The 15,658-nt window shown below is 32.7% G+C and carries 17 protein-coding genes; 7 read left to right on the plus strand and 10 right to left on the minus strand.

Features of this window, described 5'->3' with window-relative positions; genetic code table 11:
• Nucleotides 1-37: 37 nt before the first annotated feature.
• Genes LPB88_RS20615 through LPB88_RS20630 form a run of 4 tightly spaced genes read right to left on the minus strand, consistent with a single transcriptional unit; the run spans nt 38 to nt 3,687 of the window.
• Nucleotides 38-1,801 (minus strand): hypothetical protein, encoded by a 1,764-nt coding sequence (locus LPB88_RS20615; RefSeq protein WP_230717551.1) that lies wholly within the window; start codon nt 1,799-1,801, stop codon nt 38-40.
• Nucleotides 1,798-2,349, minus strand: a complete 552-nt coding sequence (locus LPB88_RS20620; protein WP_089352958.1) for an RNA polymerase sigma factor — start codon at nt 2,347-2,349, stop codon at nt 1,798-1,800. The genes LPB88_RS20615 and LPB88_RS20620 overlap by 4 nt, the downstream gene beginning before the upstream one ends.
• 50 nt (nt 2,350-2,399) lie before the next feature.
• Nucleotides 2,400-2,798 (minus strand): hypothetical protein, encoded by a 399-nt coding sequence (locus LPB88_RS20625; RefSeq protein WP_230717552.1) that lies wholly within the window; start codon nt 2,796-2,798, stop codon nt 2,400-2,402.
• Between the two features lie 7 nt (nt 2,799-2,805).
• Complete coding sequence (locus tag LPB88_RS20630) at nt 2,806-3,687, minus strand: protease complex subunit PrcB family protein (RefSeq protein ID WP_230717553.1); 882 nt, start codon at nt 3,685-3,687, stop codon at nt 2,806-2,808.
• Between the two features lie 186 nt (nt 3,688-3,873).
• Between LPB88_RS20630 and rmuC the strand changes: the two genes are divergently transcribed.
• The 5 genes from rmuC (at nt 3,874) to LPB88_RS20655 (ending at nt 7,460) form a co-directional block, all read left to right on the plus strand.
• On the plus strand, nt 3,874-5,247 hold the full coding sequence (rmuC, locus tag LPB88_RS20635; RefSeq protein ID WP_230717554.1) for a DNA recombination protein RmuC: 1,374 nt from the start codon (nt 3,874-3,876) through the stop codon (nt 5,245-5,247).
• A 6-nt stretch (nt 5,248-5,253) separates the two neighbouring features.
• The gene (locus tag LPB88_RS20640) at nt 5,254-5,619 is read left to right on the plus strand and encodes a 6-phosphogluconate dehydrogenase (protein ID WP_230717555.1); all 366 of its coding nucleotides are present in this window, start codon (nt 5,254-5,256) and stop codon (nt 5,617-5,619) included.
• A gap of 6 nt (nt 5,620-5,625) precedes the next feature.
• On the plus strand, nt 5,626-6,174 hold the full coding sequence (locus LPB88_RS20645) for an acyl-CoA thioesterase (RefSeq protein ID WP_230717556.1): 549 nt from the start codon (nt 5,626-5,628) through the stop codon (nt 6,172-6,174).
• Between the two features lie 24 nt (nt 6,175-6,198).
• Nucleotides 6,199-6,594, plus strand: coding sequence for a VOC family protein (locus tag LPB88_RS20650; protein ID WP_230717557.1), 396 nt, complete (start codon nt 6,199-6,201; stop codon nt 6,592-6,594).
• A gap of 296 nt (nt 6,595-6,890) precedes the next feature.
• A complete protein-coding gene (locus tag LPB88_RS20655; RefSeq protein ID WP_230717558.1) occupies nt 6,891-7,460 on the plus strand; it encodes a YceI family protein in 570 nt (189 codons plus the stop codon).
• A gap of 3 nt (nt 7,461-7,463) precedes the next feature.
• Here LPB88_RS20655 and LPB88_RS20660 read toward each other — a convergent pair whose 3' ends face one another.
• Nucleotides 7,464-8,375 (minus strand): TIGR01777 family oxidoreductase, encoded by a 912-nt coding sequence (locus tag LPB88_RS20660; protein ID WP_230717559.1) that lies wholly within the window; start codon nt 8,373-8,375, stop codon nt 7,464-7,466.
• Nucleotides 8,376-8,473: 98 nt separating this feature from the next.
• Between LPB88_RS20660 and LPB88_RS20665 the strand changes: the two genes are divergently transcribed.
• Both LPB88_RS20665 and LPB88_RS20670 read left to right on the plus strand, forming a co-directional pair.
• The gene (locus LPB88_RS20665) at nt 8,474-9,136 is read left to right on the plus strand and encodes a TetR family transcriptional regulator C-terminal domain-containing protein (RefSeq protein ID WP_230717560.1); all 663 of its coding nucleotides are present in this window, start codon (nt 8,474-8,476) and stop codon (nt 9,134-9,136) included.
• A complete protein-coding gene (locus LPB88_RS20670) occupies nt 9,133-10,437 on the plus strand; it encodes an AarF/ABC1/UbiB kinase family protein (RefSeq protein ID WP_230717561.1) in 1,305 nt (434 codons plus the stop codon). The genes LPB88_RS20665 and LPB88_RS20670 overlap by 4 nt, the downstream gene beginning before the upstream one ends.
• 51 nt (nt 10,438-10,488) lie before the next feature.
• On the opposite strand, the gene LPB88_RS20675 is transcribed toward LPB88_RS20670, so the two are convergent.
• The 5 genes from LPB88_RS20675 to LPB88_RS20695 all read right to left on the minus strand — a co-directional run bounded on the left by LPB88_RS20675 (nt 10,489) and on the right by LPB88_RS20695 (nt 15,642).
• Entirely contained in the window at nt 10,489-11,784 is a 1,296-nt protein-coding gene (locus LPB88_RS20675; RefSeq protein ID WP_230717562.1) for a deoxyribodipyrimidine photo-lyase, read from the minus strand.
• An 88-nt stretch (nt 11,785-11,872) separates the two neighbouring features.
• Nucleotides 11,873-12,313, minus strand: coding sequence for a sterol desaturase family protein (locus LPB88_RS20680; protein ID WP_230717563.1), 441 nt, complete (start codon nt 12,311-12,313; stop codon nt 11,873-11,875).
• Between the two features lie 83 nt (nt 12,314-12,396).
• Nucleotides 12,397-13,236: a phytoene/squalene synthase family protein gene (locus LPB88_RS20685; protein ID WP_230717564.1), complete on the minus strand. Its 840-nt coding sequence runs from the start codon at nt 13,234-13,236 to the stop codon at nt 12,397-12,399.
• A 3-nt stretch (nt 13,237-13,239) separates the two neighbouring features.
• The gene (locus LPB88_RS20690) at nt 13,240-14,706 is read right to left on the minus strand and encodes an NAD(P)/FAD-dependent oxidoreductase (protein ID WP_230717565.1); all 1,467 of its coding nucleotides are present in this window, start codon (nt 14,704-14,706) and stop codon (nt 13,240-13,242) included.
• A gap of 36 nt (nt 14,707-14,742) precedes the next feature.
• A complete protein-coding gene (locus LPB88_RS20695) occupies nt 14,743-15,642 on the minus strand; it encodes a MerR family transcriptional regulator (protein ID WP_230717566.1) in 900 nt (299 codons plus the stop codon).
• Nucleotides 15,643-15,658: the final 16 nt, after the last annotated feature.

Below are 15,658 nucleotides of genomic sequence, written 5' to 3' on the forward strand. Positions count from 1 at the left end.
AGGACTGCATTTTTTGTCGTAAAAAGGCAAATATTCCTTAGAATGTAACATTCAATCCAAAATTCAATCCCCATTGGAATTGGTTAAAAGATTGATTGTTCAAGGGATTAAGGTAATAATTTATAGCAGGTTCTGCAAAAATATTTGTTTTTTTATAAATACGATATTGCAAAGTACTGCTTAAAGTAGAGCCATAAACATAGTCATTTGCATTGACATTATCCCCAATTGAGTTACCATCAAGTGATACATTGTTAGAAATCAGCTTTCCTACAAATCCTCCTGTATTTAAACTAATGCTTGCTTTATTTTTAGTAAATACCGCATAGGAAACCTCTAATGGCATTTCGATGTATTTAAGGCTTTGATCTATATTTCCACTTTGTAAATTTTCGCTCTGAATATCATTCATTTTTAAGGCATCAGTAGTGCTATTTGAAACAAAAACATAATTTGAGTTGTTCGTTATTTGCGCAGGTGTAACAGATGCGTTAGCATTATAATACCCCGCAGGAGCAAATGAAGCCATATTTTTTGAGTTTATATAAGAAACATTTGCGATGCTTTGACCTAGTTCATTAATTTTAAAACCGGAGCCTACAGCCCATTTATTGGTGATTTTATATTTTGTTTTAACACCATAAGTGCTACCTTGTTTAGAATCGTTTGAGTAACCTAATGTTTTATCGTTTTTGTGGTTCTCAGAATTTGCAATACCAGCAAAAACTTCTACAGCCCATTTTTCGGCATTAGAAACAGGTTTGTTTTTTTTCTCTTTTTTAGTTTCCGGTGTTACCGCTACGATATCTTTTTCCAGATTTTGAAGTTCTGCCAATTGAACAGAATCTACTTTACTAAGTGAATTACCAGATTTTGAATTGCTCTTTTCATTGCTGGCAATAATAGTTTTTTTAGAATAATCTATTGCTTCTACTTTTTGAGTTTCCGCTTTTTGAATCGTTTTATTATTACTATTTGATGCGTTTTGATTGTTATTCAAAGTTGGGTTTGATGAATAAAAAGCAATATTACTGCTGTTTTTTGCAGTTGTTTTATCTTCAAAAATAGAATTTGACAATTGATTTTTTGAGTTTGAATTAAATCCATTTGTTTTTCCTGAATTAAATGTCTTCTCAGAAAGAATCTTATCCGTAGCTGTCTTTTTAGTATTGGGAAGTTGGTATTTTGAAACAGAATTAAAAGAATCTCCTTTTCCTGTTACAAAAATTTGCTCGGCTACAGCCTGATTCGCTTTTCTTTTTTCAATATTTGATTTAGGAAGTCTATTGTTGTCTTTTGATTTATTTTCAGAATCAGCATGAGCTACTGCAGTTTCCGGTTTTTGATAAATGGTATTTGATGGATTGATTGTGTTTTTTGATGATGATGATTCTCCTTCAGATGCATTTGAATTTTTCTCTATTTCATTTTTGTCCCTTTGATCTTTTTTAAGATCATTTTTTTCAAGATCATTTTTCCGTGTATTATTTTCCGGAGTAGCTATAACAGTATTATTTAAGTCATTCTTATTCTCTCCATTTTTTTCTTCAATAACAACTTTATTAGCATCGGAAGCGCCGTTATTTAAGTTTTTGATTTCTGAATTAGAAGTGAAATGTAAAACAGAAGGAAGCAACAAACCTAATAGTAGGCATGCCGCAGCCGACCACCAAAGAATAGCTCTTTTTTTCTTTTTAGGTTTGTCTAATTTTTCTTCAATTTGCCCCCATAGTTCAGGCGGCGGAACACTTGAAAAGTCCTCCATTGATGAAAAAATATCTTCTATATTTTGCTTTTTCATGCTATTTTAAAATTTTTTATGCTCAAAATTCTTTTCTGCAAAATGTGCTTGGCTCTATTTAAATTTGATTTTGATGTTCCTTCAGAGATTTTTAATAATTCGGCGATTTCCTTGTGTTTCATTTTTTCAAAAACATACAAGTTAAAAACTGTCCTGTACTGATCTGGTAAATCCCGAATGTATTCTAAGAGTTTTTCTTGTTCGATTGGGATTGCTTCTAATTCTTCCTCTTCGACAAAATCAGTATCAGGGTCAAAAACATCCAAGAAGAAACTTTCTTTTTTCTTTTTATTTAAAGTTTCAATCAGTTTATTGATGAAAATACGTTTTAGCCAGCCTTCAAAACTTCCTTCAAATTTATATTGGCCAATTTTCTGAAAGACAATTACAAATGCTTCCTGAAATACATCTTTGGCATCGTCTTCGTTTTTCATATATTTCAGGCAAATACCGTATAGAACAGGAGAGAACAACTGATAAATTTTCAGTTGTCCTTCTCTGTCATTTTTCAGGCAAAGCTTGATGTATTTTTCTAAATCGTCTTTCAAGAAGTGGTTAAATTTGGTTTTGCAAAAATAGTTTTTATAAGCTTACAAAACTATCTTTTATAAATAGTACGAGCTGCGTCTTGATTATTGCTTACGATTGTTAGATTTTGATTGTCAAGCTTTTCTATGATGTAAGTCTTGCCTTCAAAGCTAATTAAGTCATGTTCTGACTGATCAAAAATGCCAATTCCCTTTTCTATTTGATAAGTACTGTTTCTAATCTCTATATCATTTTTATAAGTGATTACTCTTCCTTCTGGAGTAAAAACTATTTTTTTATTAAAACCAATAGTTTTTGGAGTTGAGGTATACGGATTATTAGCCCCGCCAATAGATTTTTCCCAGGTCCATGTATTTACGATAGAACCAGAATTTAACGATGTCGATTCTAATGAATATGCACTAGAGAAAAGACAAAGTACAATAAGAAATAAGAAAGTTTTTTTCATAATCTGATTATTTTAAGCCTGCGATTTTATCTTTAATTGCTTTTTTGAAAAGTTTGATTTCAGTTCCCTGATCTGTAGTATCGTTATTGTCGATATAAATTCTGGTAATCTTTATACCTTGGCGAAGTTCAAAATATACACCACCCTGATCAGCTGAATCTGGAGATCCGTATGTTTTAGTTTGCCCCTGAATACTTAAAATTTCAGACGGAACATTTTTTAAAAGCGCTGTATAATCACCTCTTTTAGTTGTTGAAGTATATCTGTATTGATTAAAATCATATCCTCCGGCAACTACATTCTGAAATTTCAGAATATTAAAATCGTTTATTTGAAAGAAGCTTTGACAATCAGCTCCGGTACATTTGTTATTAAAACTTCCAATTACAATATTGTCAGGGCTCTCTGTTGTTTTGTTAAAAACAATTGGTTTCGAAGTTTTAGGAATCAAAATAAAATCTGAAGGATAAGTTGCAGCAGATGATATTGTTTCACCAGGTAAAGGTGCTTTTTCGTAATAATTGATAACCAGTTGACATTTGTTTTCAATGATCGAAGTAATTTTAATGGTATAACCACTCGTAGGTTTTAATCCGGAGAAAATTCCAACCAAAAAGTTTTTAGTAAAATCGATTGTTGGATTACTTGAGTTTGGGCAGGTATTGTCATGTTTTTTAAAATACTGCTCCATTTTTTCTTGTGAAATTGTTACAAGAGCCGCAGGAGTAGTTTGGTTTGTTACCATGCTATAGTTGCAGTAAAAAGGATATCCTGTGAACGAAACATCAGAATATGTTCCGCAGTCTACATTTGTATTATCATCATTACTAAGAGAACAGGCGCTAAATCCAAAAGCTATAAACAAGCTTAGCATTATTTTTTTCATCATTATTTTATTAGGTTATAATTGGTAGATGAACTTCTTTTAAAAAGGTTGCGTAAAAAAGTATTTTTTTATTTGATTTTTTTTCAAAGTTTAAGTGATTTAGAATCAGTACTAATTTGTAAAAATTTAATTTTAAAAATTAAGTACTACGTATTATTGCTTACTTTTACTTTAAAAATAAACTTAAGTATGTTTGATTTTCTTCCACTTTTACTGGCCTTTGTTATTGCATTATTTCTTGGAATTTACTTAGGGAAATTGTTGTTTTCTGCCAGAGCGCAATCAGAAAGAGTGAGTTTAGAAGAGCGATTAAACGCAAATACAAATCAGCTGCAGTTACAAAAAGAGCAATTTGAGAACGAAAGAAATAACTTTCAGAAGCAGTTTCAATTAACGAATTCAGAGAAAGAAAATATTCGGACAGAAAAAGACAGTTTAGCAATTCAGCTTTCAAAAAAAGAAGTTGATTTCGAAAATTTATGGGAACGTCATAAAGAGCAGAAAAATGAAATCACAGAACTTCAGGAGAAATTCACCAAAGAGTTTGAAAACTTAGCCAATAAAATTCTCGAAGAAAAGTCGGCTAAATTTACCGAACAAAATAGTGAAAATATGAAAAGTATCTTGCTGCCATTGCAGGATAAAATTCAGGGTTTTGAGAAAAAAGTCGAGCAAACTCATAAAGAAAGTATCGATTATCACGCCGCTTTACGTCAGCAGATTGTTGGGTTAAGCGAAATGAATGCGCAAATGAGCAAAGAAACCTTAAACCTTACCAAAGCTTTGAAAGGTGATAGTAAAATGCAGGGCAATTGGGGCGAATTGGTTCTGGAGCGTGTTCTGGAAAAATCAGGTTTAGAAAAAGGCAGAGAGTATGAAGTTCAGCAAAGTTTTACCAATAACGAAGGAAACAGAGTATTGCCGGATGTTGTAATTAATTTACCGGATGGCAAAAAGATGATTGTCGATTCTAAGGTTTCTCTGGTTGCTTATGAAAAATGGATTAATGAAGAATCAGAAATTCTCAAAGCAGATTTTCTAAAAGAACATGTAAGTTCAATTAAAAGGCATGTTGAACAACTAGGAAGTAAAAATTATCATGATTTATACCAAATAGAAAGTCCGGATTTTGTTTTGCTTTTTATTCCAATAGAACCCGCATTTGCCATAGCTTTAAACGAAGATTCTACCTTATATAATAAAGCATTTGATCGAAATATTGTAATCGTTACACCAACAACTTTATTGGCAACTTTAAGGACGATTGATAGTATGTGGACGAATCAAAAACAACAGGAAAACGCTTTTGAAATTGCTCGACAAGCCGGAGCATTGTATGATAAATTTGAAGGCTTTGTGAGTGATTTATTAAGAATTGGAACTAAAATAAAAGATACTAAAACGGAATACGAAAATGCCATGAACAAACTAGTTGATGGTAGAGGAAATCTGATTTCGAGTGTCGAAAAATTAAAGAAAATGGGAGCAAAGGCTAAAAAAGCACTTCCTGAAAATATTATTGCCAGAGCTTCAAATTCAGATGAAAATCAATCTTTAAACTAAGATCCTATGAAAAGAATTTTATTAATAATTGCTGCACTTTGTGTTCTTATTTTTACCATTTATTTTGCCTTTATCTATTTTGTACCTTATAGTGAAGGTTATCGCTCAGGCGAATTGATTAGAATGAGTCATAAAGGTGTAATAATGAAAACCTGGGAAGGAGAGTTAAGCCAAGGCGTTTCTAGTTCGCAAATATTTAGATTTTCAGTATTAGACAGTGATCAAAAAGTAATAGATCAATTGAATGAATTAGAAGGTCAATACGTAAAATTGACTTATGTTGAAAGATATAAAACATTTAGCTGGTGGGGAGATTCTCGTTTTTTCATCACCGCAGTTCGAAAAGAAACTTCCCCATTTAAATATAAATAAACAATTATGGCCGCAGATTTTAAACCCGTTTCCTCATCAAAAATTAGTATTTCAGAATTAATGTTACCGTCGCACACTAACTTTAGTGGTAAAATTCACGGAGGATATATTTTACAATTGTTAGATCAGATTGCTTTTGCTTCGGCCTCAAAATTTAGTGGTAATTATTGCGTTACGGCTTCGGTTGATACGGTGAATTTTTTAAAACCTATTGAAGTTGGAGAACTGGTTACCATGAAAGCTTCTGTAAATTATGTGGGAAGAAGTTCGATGGTCGTAGGTATTCGTGTAGAAGCCGAGAATATTCAAACCGGAGCGATTAAACATTGTAACTCTTCTTATTTTACAATGGTTGCTAAAGATAAGGAAGGGAAAAGCGTACAGGTTCCCGGATTAATTTTATCGAATCTGGAAGAGGTTAGACGTTTTAGAAAAGCAATTAAGCATATTGAAGTTAGAAAAGAAGTAGAGGATCATGAAAAAATTGCTAACGTTAATTCTATCGAAGATTTAGCAAGTTTAGACAAATACAATGTATTGCTGGAAATTAGTTAGAGTAATCTATTAAATAAAAGAGAAATGGTAAAGTTTGGATATACAATTCTATATGTAGAAGATGTCGAAAAATCTATTGTGTTTTATGAAAATGCATTTGGTTTTTCGAGAAAATTTATCGCACCTGGAAACGATTACGGAGAATTAAGTACCGGAGAAACAACCATTTCGTTTGCCTCAAAAACATTAGCAAAGCAAAATTTAAAAGAAGGTTTCCTGGAAAGTAAAATCGAAGAGAAGCCTTTTGCAATAGAAATTGGTTTTATAACTGACAATGTTGAAGAGTTGGTGAAAAAGGCAATTTCTTTTGGTGCAATCTTAGTAACAGAACCAAAACAAAAACCATGGGGACAAATTGTAGCTTATGTTCGGGATCTAGATGGTTTTTTAATTGAGATATGTACAGAAGTGCAAGGATAATAGCTTGAAATATTTTGTCCCAAACGGACAATATTTAGCATTACAAAACAACAACTTGTAAAGTCATTTTTCATTTCACAAATGACATTTCACCCCATAAAACATTTCACAAACATTTAGGATTAAAAGGAAACCATATTCCTTAAAATTTCGTAACTTTAAGTATAATGATTGGGTTACTGTTTTTCACGGAGTACTGCCATTCTATTTTTTTTAAATGTTATATTAAGTCCAGTTTTTTTCTCTTCTTAAAATAAAAAAATACGAATGACATAATTGTTTAATTATTGACGATTATGAAAAAAACTACTTTACTTATTTTGCTATTTACCGCTTATTCCGTTATTGCGCAGGAAAAATTCTTTACTAACACAGGAACAGTAAACTTTGAAGCATCAGTTCCGTTTTTTGAAGAAGTAAAAGCCGTAAACAGACAGGTTGCAATCCTTTTAGAACCTAGAACAAGTACATTTGTTTGTACCGTTATTATCAAAGATTTTCGTTTTAAATTAGACCTGATGCAGGAACATTTTAATGAAAATTATTTGGAAAGCCATCGATATCCTAAAGCTGTTTTTAAAGGCAAAATTCAAAAATTTGATTTAAAGGATGTATCAGAAGTTGAAAAAGAATATCAAGTAAAAGGAAAGCTTATAATGCACGGAAAAACTAAGGAAGTCATTGTAAGTGCTTTAATCAAAAAAGTTGGTGACGGAATTCAAATTATATCCGATTTTCCCATTTCGATGTCTGATTTCAATATTCAAATTCCAAACAGAATAGCTGCTAAAGTTTCTCAAACAGTCAATACAGAATTAATTGGGATTGTGAGAACAAACGAGTCTATGTATCTGACTTTAAAATAAAGTTTAATCCAAACAATTTAAAAGCACTTGTTCTAAATTGGTAAATTGAAATTGAAAACCTGTTTTTTGAATTTTTTCAGAAGAAACTCGTTGACCTTTTAAGACTGCCTCGCTCATTTCGCCTAAAACAATTTTAAGTAGGAACGAAGGGATTTTTGGGAGCCAGATTTTATATCCGTACAAATTAGCCAGTGTTTTTGAAAACGTTTGGTTTGTTGTATTGTCGGTTACGCAGGCATTATAAGCTCCGTGCATTTCTGGATCTGTTAATGCTTTCAAGTAAATCTGACATAAATCCTGAATATGAATCCAGGGAAGATATTGTTTTCCTGTACCTAGAATCATACCAAAACCAGCTTTAAAATTGGGGCTCATTTTTTTTAAAAAACCTTCGTTTTTTCCTAATACAATTCCAGTTCTAATTTTAACCGTTCTAATACCTAAAGAACTAATTTTATCTACCGTTTGTTCCCATTCCTGGCAAGTAACTCCCAAAAAATCATTTGCCGGAGTGGTAGCTTCGGTACAAATTTCCGGACTGGTAATAGCGCCATAAATCCCAACGGCCGAAGAAGAAATAAAACCATCTAATGTTTTATTGTTTTTCTTTAAAATAGAGAAGATTAAGTCGATTGGTTTTAGGCGGCTTTCCAGAATAACTTTTTTGCGACTTTTAGTCCATTTTTTTTCAACGATACCTTCTCCTGCTAAATGAATAATATAGTCAGCTTGCAAAATGGCTTCCTCGTTGATATAATCAGTCTTTAAATTCCATTTGTAATAAGTGATCAAAGAGGTGTTTTCTCTGGCAGACCGGCTCAAAATAGATACTGTAAAACCATTATCTAAGAGTGTGTCAGTTAGATGTTTTCCTATAAAACCAGTGCCTCCGGTTATTAAAACATTTTTCGCCATAATAGTTTATAATATATTTAACAGTGCATTATGTTTAAGGCAAAGTAAAGGTACTTAAACATTGCTTACCTTTAAGGCAAATTCTAAATTTTAATGAAATGGCAACTAAAAATAAGACAATTACAAGAGATGATATTGTTTCAAAATATATGGATGAGGTTTTAGAAAAAGGGCAAAAACCAAAGTCGGTTTATCATTTTGCAAAAGAAAATGATTTTACAGAGGCCGAATTTTATGTGTTTTTTGGAACCTTAGAAGGTTTAGAAAAAGAGATTTTCAGACTCTTTTTAGTCAATACAATCGATTTGTTGCATAAAAATGCAGATTATCAGGAATACGATATGAAGAACAAAATGCTGAGCTTTTATTTTACCTTCTTTGAGATTCTGACAGCCAATAGAAGTTATGTTCTTCAGGCATTAAAAATTGATAAAAATCCAATTAGAAATTTAGTGCAATTAACCTCGCTTCGTGAAGGATTTAAAGAATATGTTTCTGAAATCCTGACGGATGATTATAGACTTGAACAAGAAAAACTTCAAAAATTTCAAGAAAAAGCCATTCAGGAATCAGCTTGGCTGCAATTGATGATGACCATAAAATTCTGGATGCACGATGAATCAGCGGCTTTTGAAAAAACCGATATTTTTATCGAAAAATCAGTAAATGCCTCATTCGAATTAATGAATGTTGCGCCAATGAATCATCTTTTAGATTTTGGAAAATTCCTGTTTAAAGAAAAAATATACAGCAAACAATGAAAACGATCGATTATATACCAACGTCAAAAATAGAAAGAGCCAGTAAATTGGTGCAAACCGGTGCAAAAGTAGGCGTAAACTACATAAAGCATTATGCCGAAAAAATGGTAAATTCAGATTTGACCCGTGATAAACTAAATGAAAATAATGCCGAAGATATTTACGATGGTTTAAAGAGTCTAAAAGGAAGCGCGCTAAAAGTGGCTCAAATGCTAAGTATGGACAAGAACTTCTTGCCTCAGGCTTATGTTGAGAAATTTTCTTTATCACAATTCTCAGTTCCGCCACTTTCGGCACCATTGGTTCTAAAAACCTTCAAAACCAATTTTGGTAAAACACCTTATGAAATATTTGACGAATTCAATGCCAATTCTGTAAATGCAGCTAGTATTGGTCAGGTGCATTTGGCAACTAAAAACGGCAAAAAACTAGCCGTAAAAATCCAATATCCGGGAGTTGCCAACAGTATTTCGTCAGATTTGGCTTTGGTAAAACCTATCGCAATTAGAATGTTTAATCTTCAGGGAAAAGACTCGGATAAATATTTTAAAGAAGTAGAAGATAAACTTATCGAAGAAACTAATTATTTACTCGAACTTCAACAAAGTCAGGAAGTCGTTGCAGCTTGCAGTAAAATAGAAAACATAGTGTTCCCGAATTATTATCCGGAGTTTTCATCAGAGAAAATAATCACGATGGATTGGATGACCGGAATTCATCTTTCGGAGTTTACAGCTAAAAGCACAGATCGTGAAGTGGGCGATAAACTTGGTCAGGCGCTTTGGGATTTTTATATGTATCAAATTCATGTTTTGAGAAAAGTGCACGCAGATCCACATCCCGGAAACTTTCTGGTAGACGATCAAAACCGTTTGATTGCTTTGGATTTTGGTTGTATGAAACAAATTCCAGCTGAGTTTTATGAGCCCTATTTCGAATTGATCAATAAAAATGTCATCACAGATCAAACACTTTTCAATCAAAAATTGTTCGAATTAGAGATTCTTCGTCCGGACGATTCGCCTTCTGAAATTGAATATTTTACGGAGATGTTTCATGATTTATTATCACTTTTCACGAAACCTTTTCAAGGCGAAACTTTCGATTTTGCAGATGAAACTTTCTTTGAAAGCATTGCCAAATTAGGAGAGCGTTTTTCTAACGATACCAATCTCAAAAAAATGAACGGAAATCGTGGTTCTAAACACTTCATTTATATGAATAGAACCTTCTTTGGCTTGTATAATTTGATGTTTGATTTAAAAGCTAAAATTAAAGTAGAGAATTATTTGAAGTATTAGAGTTGTTTCAAGTTTCAGGTTATGCAACCTGAAACTTGAAACAAAATAAAACTATTTTAAAATTCCCGCCTTATAAGTCTCAATCGCACGATCTCTTGCAAAAGCATGATCAATCATTGGTTCGTTATAACCTAAATCAAACTCAGGAATCCATTTACGGATGTAGATTCCTTTCTCGTCAAATTTCTTTTGTTGAATCTCAGGATTAAAAACTCTAAAATACGGTGCAGCATCACAACCTGTTCCAGCGGCCCATTGCCAGTTTCCAACATTTGAAGCCAATTCGAAATCCAATAATTTTTCGGCAAAATAAGCTTCGCCCCATTGCCAGTTAATCAACAAATGTTTGCATAAAAAACTTGCCACAACCATGCGAACACGATTGTGCATATAACCCGTTTCATTCAGTTGGCGCATTCCGGCATCAACCATTGGATAACCTGTAGTTCCGGAGCACCAGCGTTTAAAATCGTCTTCGTTATTACGCCATTGAATGCCATCATAAGCCGATTTGAAGTTGTGATTCACCACTTTTGGAAAACTAAATAGTATCTGAATAAAAAACTCTCGCCAGATTAATTCACTCAAAAAGGTTTGGTTTTTGGTATTTGCCCAATTCACTAATTTCCGAATACTAACGGTTCCGAAACGTAAATGTGGCGAAAGATAGGAGGTGCTGTCTAAAGCCGGAAAATCTCGTGTTTCTTTATAATTGGCAATTTGAGTTAAATTATGCGGAAGTACTTTTATGGCACTTCTTTCAAAACCAATTTCTGATAAATCAGGAAATGGGAATTGCTGCTTGATAAAGTTCTTTAATAATGGTTTGGTGTCATATTCCGGAACTTGTCCCATAAGATGATATTTCTCGAGCCATTTATTTTTATAGGGTGTATAAATAGTGTAGGGAAGTCCGTCTGATTTTGTGATTTCTTTTTCTTCAAAAATGACGTGATCTTTAAACGAAAAGACTTCAATATTGTTTTGCTTTGCTAATTCCTGAATCGCTGCGTCACGCTTAATCGCGAATGGTTCATAATCTTTATTTAAGAAGATTTGTTGAATATCGAATTCTTCGAAAAGTAATTTCCAAACATCTAAAGTTTTTCCTTTTTTGATTAAAATTGATGAATTAGTTGCACGAAGTTCTTGGTTTACTTTCTCTAGTGAATCGTAGATAAAAGTCACTCGTGCATCATTTTTTGGAAGATTTTCCAGAATATCTTCATCAAAAATAAAAAGCGGAATTACTGGATAATCAGATTGCAAAGCTTGAAATAATGCAGTATTATCATCTAAACGTAAATCACGTCGGAACCAGAAAAAAGTAACTTTTTGTTTTGTCATTGTTGGAAATTCTTTGTTTTGTCTTTTGCCTGATACAAATAAACGGGAACGTAAAACCTGTTCGCCACGGCGAAAATGCCCAAATTATTTATATTTTATAATATTTAAAAGGGACGAATAACATTCCGAAACATTCTCCATCTTCCTTTCCTAAATGCTTGTGGTGTATTTTATGTGCTTTTCGTAAACCAATCAGGTATTTATTTTTAGTGTTTTTGAACCATTTAAAACGCTGGTGAATCAATACATCGTGAATTAAAAAGTAACACAAACCATAAAAAGTTATGCCACAGGCAATGAAAAACAAATAGTTGAATCTGCCCTCAACGCCAAAATAAAAAAGAATTATACTTGGAGTTGCAAAAATGACAAAGAAAATGTCGTTGCGCTCAAATGTGTGTTCGTATTTGGGTTTGTGATGATCTGCGTGAAAATACCACATTAATCCATGCATGATATACTTGTGCGTGAGCCAGGTAACACATTCCATGAAGAGAAAAACACTTAAAAAGATTAGAAAAGAAATCATTTTGTATATTTTGAAATATTAAAGTTATTGTTCGGGTTTGTTATTTCTCCTCTGTCGAAATGATAAAAACCGAGGAGAAATTATTAAACCAGTTTTAGTTTGTAAGTTACAAAAGATTGTGCCAAAAGCCCAGCTTTAGTATAATTTGAAACTCTGATTCTTGAACTTCCAATTTCGTAATAAGGTGTGTTTTTGAGTTTTGTCAATAGCTTTTTATAATAGATAAAAGCAGTATAAACGCCAAATTTTGCTTCTATAGGGAGTTTTACAATTCCTTGATAAGCGATTCTGAAATCTTCCTCAATTTCATTAATGATGGCTGTTTTAGTATTTTCATCAAAAGAATTTAGATTAACGCCTGGGAAATAATTTCGGTTCAAAACCAAATTATCATCTTTTAGATCTCTCAGGAAATTTACTTTTTGAAAAGCTGATCCTAGTCGCATTGCTTCGTTTTTTAGCTGCTCATACTTTTGATTGTTTCCTTTTACGAAAACTTTAAGGCACATTAAACCCACAACATCGGCAGAGCCATAAATATAATCTTCGTATTCGGTTTGTGTATTGTAATTTGATTTGATAAGATCGAGTTTCATGCTTTTTAAAAATGCCTGAACAAGATCGTCTGTAATGTCGTATTGTTTTACAGTGTGTTGAAACGAGTTTAGAATTGGGTTTAAACTAATGCCAGCTTTAATGGCTTTGTAATATTCTTTTTCGAAATCATTGATGAGGTTTTCTTTGTCATAATCTTGAAAAGAATCGACAATTTCGTCAGCAAAACGTACGAATCCGTAGATGCTGTAAATCGCTTCACGAATGTTTGGTGACAACATTTTGACTGCTAACGAAAATGAAGTGCTGTAGCTTTGAGTAACTAATTTACTGCATTTGAAAGAAACGGTGTCGAATAGTGATTTCATTTTTTAGGATCTAAAAGATTTTTGAATTAACTCAGCTACTAGTTTTCCTGATATTAAGGCTGGCGGAACTCCTGGTCCAGGAACGGTTAATTGTCCTGTAAAATATAAATTCCTGACTTTTTTGCTCTTTAGCTTTGGTCTTAAAAAAGCGGTTTGTAATAATGTATTGGCCATTCCGTATGCATTTCCTTTGTATGCGTTGTAATCAGTGACAAAATCGTTCTTGCAAAATGATCTTTTAAAGATAATGTTATTTTTAATTTTTTGCTGTGTAAGCTTTTCAAAACGATCAATTATCTTTTCAAAATATTCTTCGCGAAGTGCTTGTGTGTCTTTTATTCCGGGTGCTAACGGAATCAGGAAAAATCCACTCTCCATTCCTTCCGGTGCTGCAGATGCGTCTGTCTTTGATGGAAAATTGGCGTAAAACAAAGGTGCTTCAGGCCATTTAGGATTGTCATAAATATCAATGGCATGCTGGTTAAAATCGACATCAAAAAATAAAGCATGATGCGAAATGTTTTCTATTTTTTTATCAAATCCGATGAAAAATAGAAGGGAAGATGGTGCAAAAACACGGCTTTCCCAATATTTCTCAGAATAGACCCGATGTTCATTGTTTAATAAAGTTTCGGTATGATGATAATCAGCACCGCTTAAAACAATATCTGCTTTTATATGTTTTCCGTCAATAATAATTCCGGTTGCAGTTTTATGCTCAACAACTATTTTTTCTATTGGAGAATTGGTTTTTATTGTAACGCCAAGTTCTAAAGCTAGTTTTTCGATTGCCCGAACAACATCAAACATTCCAGTTTTTGGATGCCATGTTCCTAATCCAAAATCGGCATAATTCATAAAATTATAAAAGGAAGGTGTTTTAGAAGGTTTGGAGCCTAAAAACAAAACTGGAAATTCGAGAATCTGAATTAGTTTTTCGTTTTTGAATTTCTTGCGAATATCATTGCTTACATTGCTGAAAAACTGGGAGAGTTTTAAAGTAGTTTCAAGGGTGATTAATTCAAGTGGAGAAATTCCTGGACGATAAACTAAGTCTTTAATAGCAATGTCATAATTGCTTTTGGCTTGTTTAATGAAAGTTTCTAATTTTTTGCCGCTTCCTTTTTCAATAGTTTCAAAAGTGGTTTTTATGGCTTCTAAATTATCACAGATATTGATAAAGTCGTCAACACCAAAATAAACCCGATAAGCTGGATCTAGCTTTATAAGTTCGTAATAATCGGCTGTTTTTTTGTCGAAATCCTGAAAGAAACGTTCGAAAACATCGGGCATCCAATACCAGCTAGGTCCCATATCAAAGGTAAAACCGTCTTTCTTGAATTGTCTCGCCCGCCCGCCAATAGTATCGTTTTTTTCATAAATAGTTATCATGTTTCCTTGTTTTGCCAAGTAACACGAAGCAGCTAATGCTGAGAAGCCGGACCCTATTATTGCTATAGTTTTTTTCATTTGTTTAACAAATATACAAAAACTTTAAACAAAATATTATAACATGCTAATTGTTTCGTCCATGGTATCGAAAATGCGGATTCTTTCGGGTAAATTTTTCTGATCAATGTGCTCGGTCATGTTGCCCATAAGCCAAATTTCATTGCTTTCCTGTAGTAATTTTTGTCCCATCGATTTCACATATTGATTGATCACATTGCGATCTGGCTGAACCGTCATGAAAGATACAAATGTAATATTCTCAAAATGTCGGGTTAAATCCTGTAGATTTTCGATTGGCATACTTTCTCCTAAATATATGGCTTTGTAGCCTTTAGATAAAATTTCATATTGAAGATAGAGTAATCCTATTTTATGAATTTCGTTTAAAGGTAAAGAGAGTACAAAAATCCGATCTGTTTTGGTTGGTTTTTGTATTTGAAGGCTTTCGGTGTAAATTAATATTTTTTGTTTAATCAAATGACTCATAAAGTGTTCATTTGCTGGAGTTATGGTTTCAGATTGCCATAATAATCCCAGTTCTTTTAATAAAGGAAGAAAATGATCTTTGAAAACTTCTTTGAAGCTTTTTTCAGAAATCAACCAATCAAAAGTATTGAAGAATAATTCCTGGTCAAAATTCATCATCGCCATTTTGAATGACGTGATGGCGTAGTTTTGAGAATTTTTCTTAGAAATGATTTCGCGTACTAATTGCGGAATTTTTTCTTCAGGATACGTGGCAATTTTAGAAATTTTATAACCGTATTCGTGTAGTAATGTGATATTTAAAAGCTTCTGTAGATTTTGTAAATTATAAAGTCTGATATTAGTATCTGTTCGCATTGGTTCTAAGATGTTATATCTTTTCTCCCAGATGCGAATAGTGTGTGCTTTTATTCCAGATAAGTTTTCCAGATCTTTAATACTGAAGACCGTTCTTATGTTGTTTACCATTATAATACCATTTGAT

It is taken from the genome of Flavobacterium sp. JAS (assembly GCF_020991455.1).
Lineage (GTDB): Bacteria > Bacteroidota > Bacteroidia > Flavobacteriales > Flavobacteriaceae > Flavobacterium.

Bases quoted from the DNA above. Each gene is read 5' to 3' on its own strand.
- rmuC (WP_230717554.1), top strand. From the start codon at position 3,874: ATGTTTGATTTTCTTCCACTTTTACTGGCCTTTGTTATTGCATTATTT.
- LPB88_RS20680 (WP_230717563.1), bottom strand. From the start codon at position 12,313: ATGATTTCTTTTCTAATCTTTTTAAGTGTTTTTCTCTTCATGGAATGT.
- LPB88_RS20670 (WP_230717561.1), top strand. From the start codon at position 9,133: ATGAAAACGATCGATTATATACCAACGTCAAAAATAGAAAGAGCCAGT.
- LPB88_RS20685 (WP_230717564.1), bottom strand. From the start codon at position 13,236: ATGAAATCACTATTCGACACCGTTTCTTTCAAATGCAGTAAATTAGTT.
- LPB88_RS20650 (WP_230717557.1), top strand. From the start codon at position 6,199: ATGGTAAAGTTTGGATATACAATTCTATATGTAGAAGATGTCGAAAAA.
- LPB88_RS20655 (WP_230717558.1), top strand. From the start codon at position 6,891: ATGAAAAAAACTACTTTACTTATTTTGCTATTTACCGCTTATTCCGTT.
- LPB88_RS20675 (WP_230717562.1), bottom strand. From the start codon at position 11,784: ATGACAAAACAAAAAGTTACTTTTTTCTGGTTCCGACGTGATTTACGT.
- LPB88_RS20665 (WP_230717560.1), top strand. From the start codon at position 8,474: ATGGCAACTAAAAATAAGACAATTACAAGAGATGATATTGTTTCAAAA.
- LPB88_RS20625 (WP_230717552.1), bottom strand. From the start codon at position 2,798: ATGAAAAAAACTTTCTTATTTCTTATTGTACTTTGTCTTTTCTCTAGT.
- LPB88_RS20615 (WP_230717551.1), bottom strand. From the start codon at position 1,801: ATGAAAAAGCAAAATATAGAAGATATTTTTTCATCAATGGAGGACTTT.
- LPB88_RS20695 (WP_230717566.1), bottom strand. From the start codon at position 15,642: ATGGTAAACAACATAAGAACGGTCTTCAGTATTAAAGATCTGGAAAAC.
- LPB88_RS20640 (WP_230717555.1), top strand. From the start codon at position 5,254: ATGAAAAGAATTTTATTAATAATTGCTGCACTTTGTGTTCTTATTTTT.
- LPB88_RS20645 (WP_230717556.1), top strand. From the start codon at position 5,626: ATGGCCGCAGATTTTAAACCCGTTTCCTCATCAAAAATTAGTATTTCA.
- LPB88_RS20660 (WP_230717559.1), bottom strand. From the start codon at position 8,375: ATGGCGAAAAATGTTTTAATAACCGGAGGCACTGGTTTTATAGGAAAA.
- LPB88_RS20690 (WP_230717565.1), bottom strand. From the start codon at position 14,706: ATGAAAAAAACTATAGCAATAATAGGGTCCGGCTTCTCAGCATTAGCT.
- LPB88_RS20630 (WP_230717553.1), bottom strand. From the start codon at position 3,687: ATGATGAAAAAAATAATGCTAAGCTTGTTTATAGCTTTTGGATTTAGC.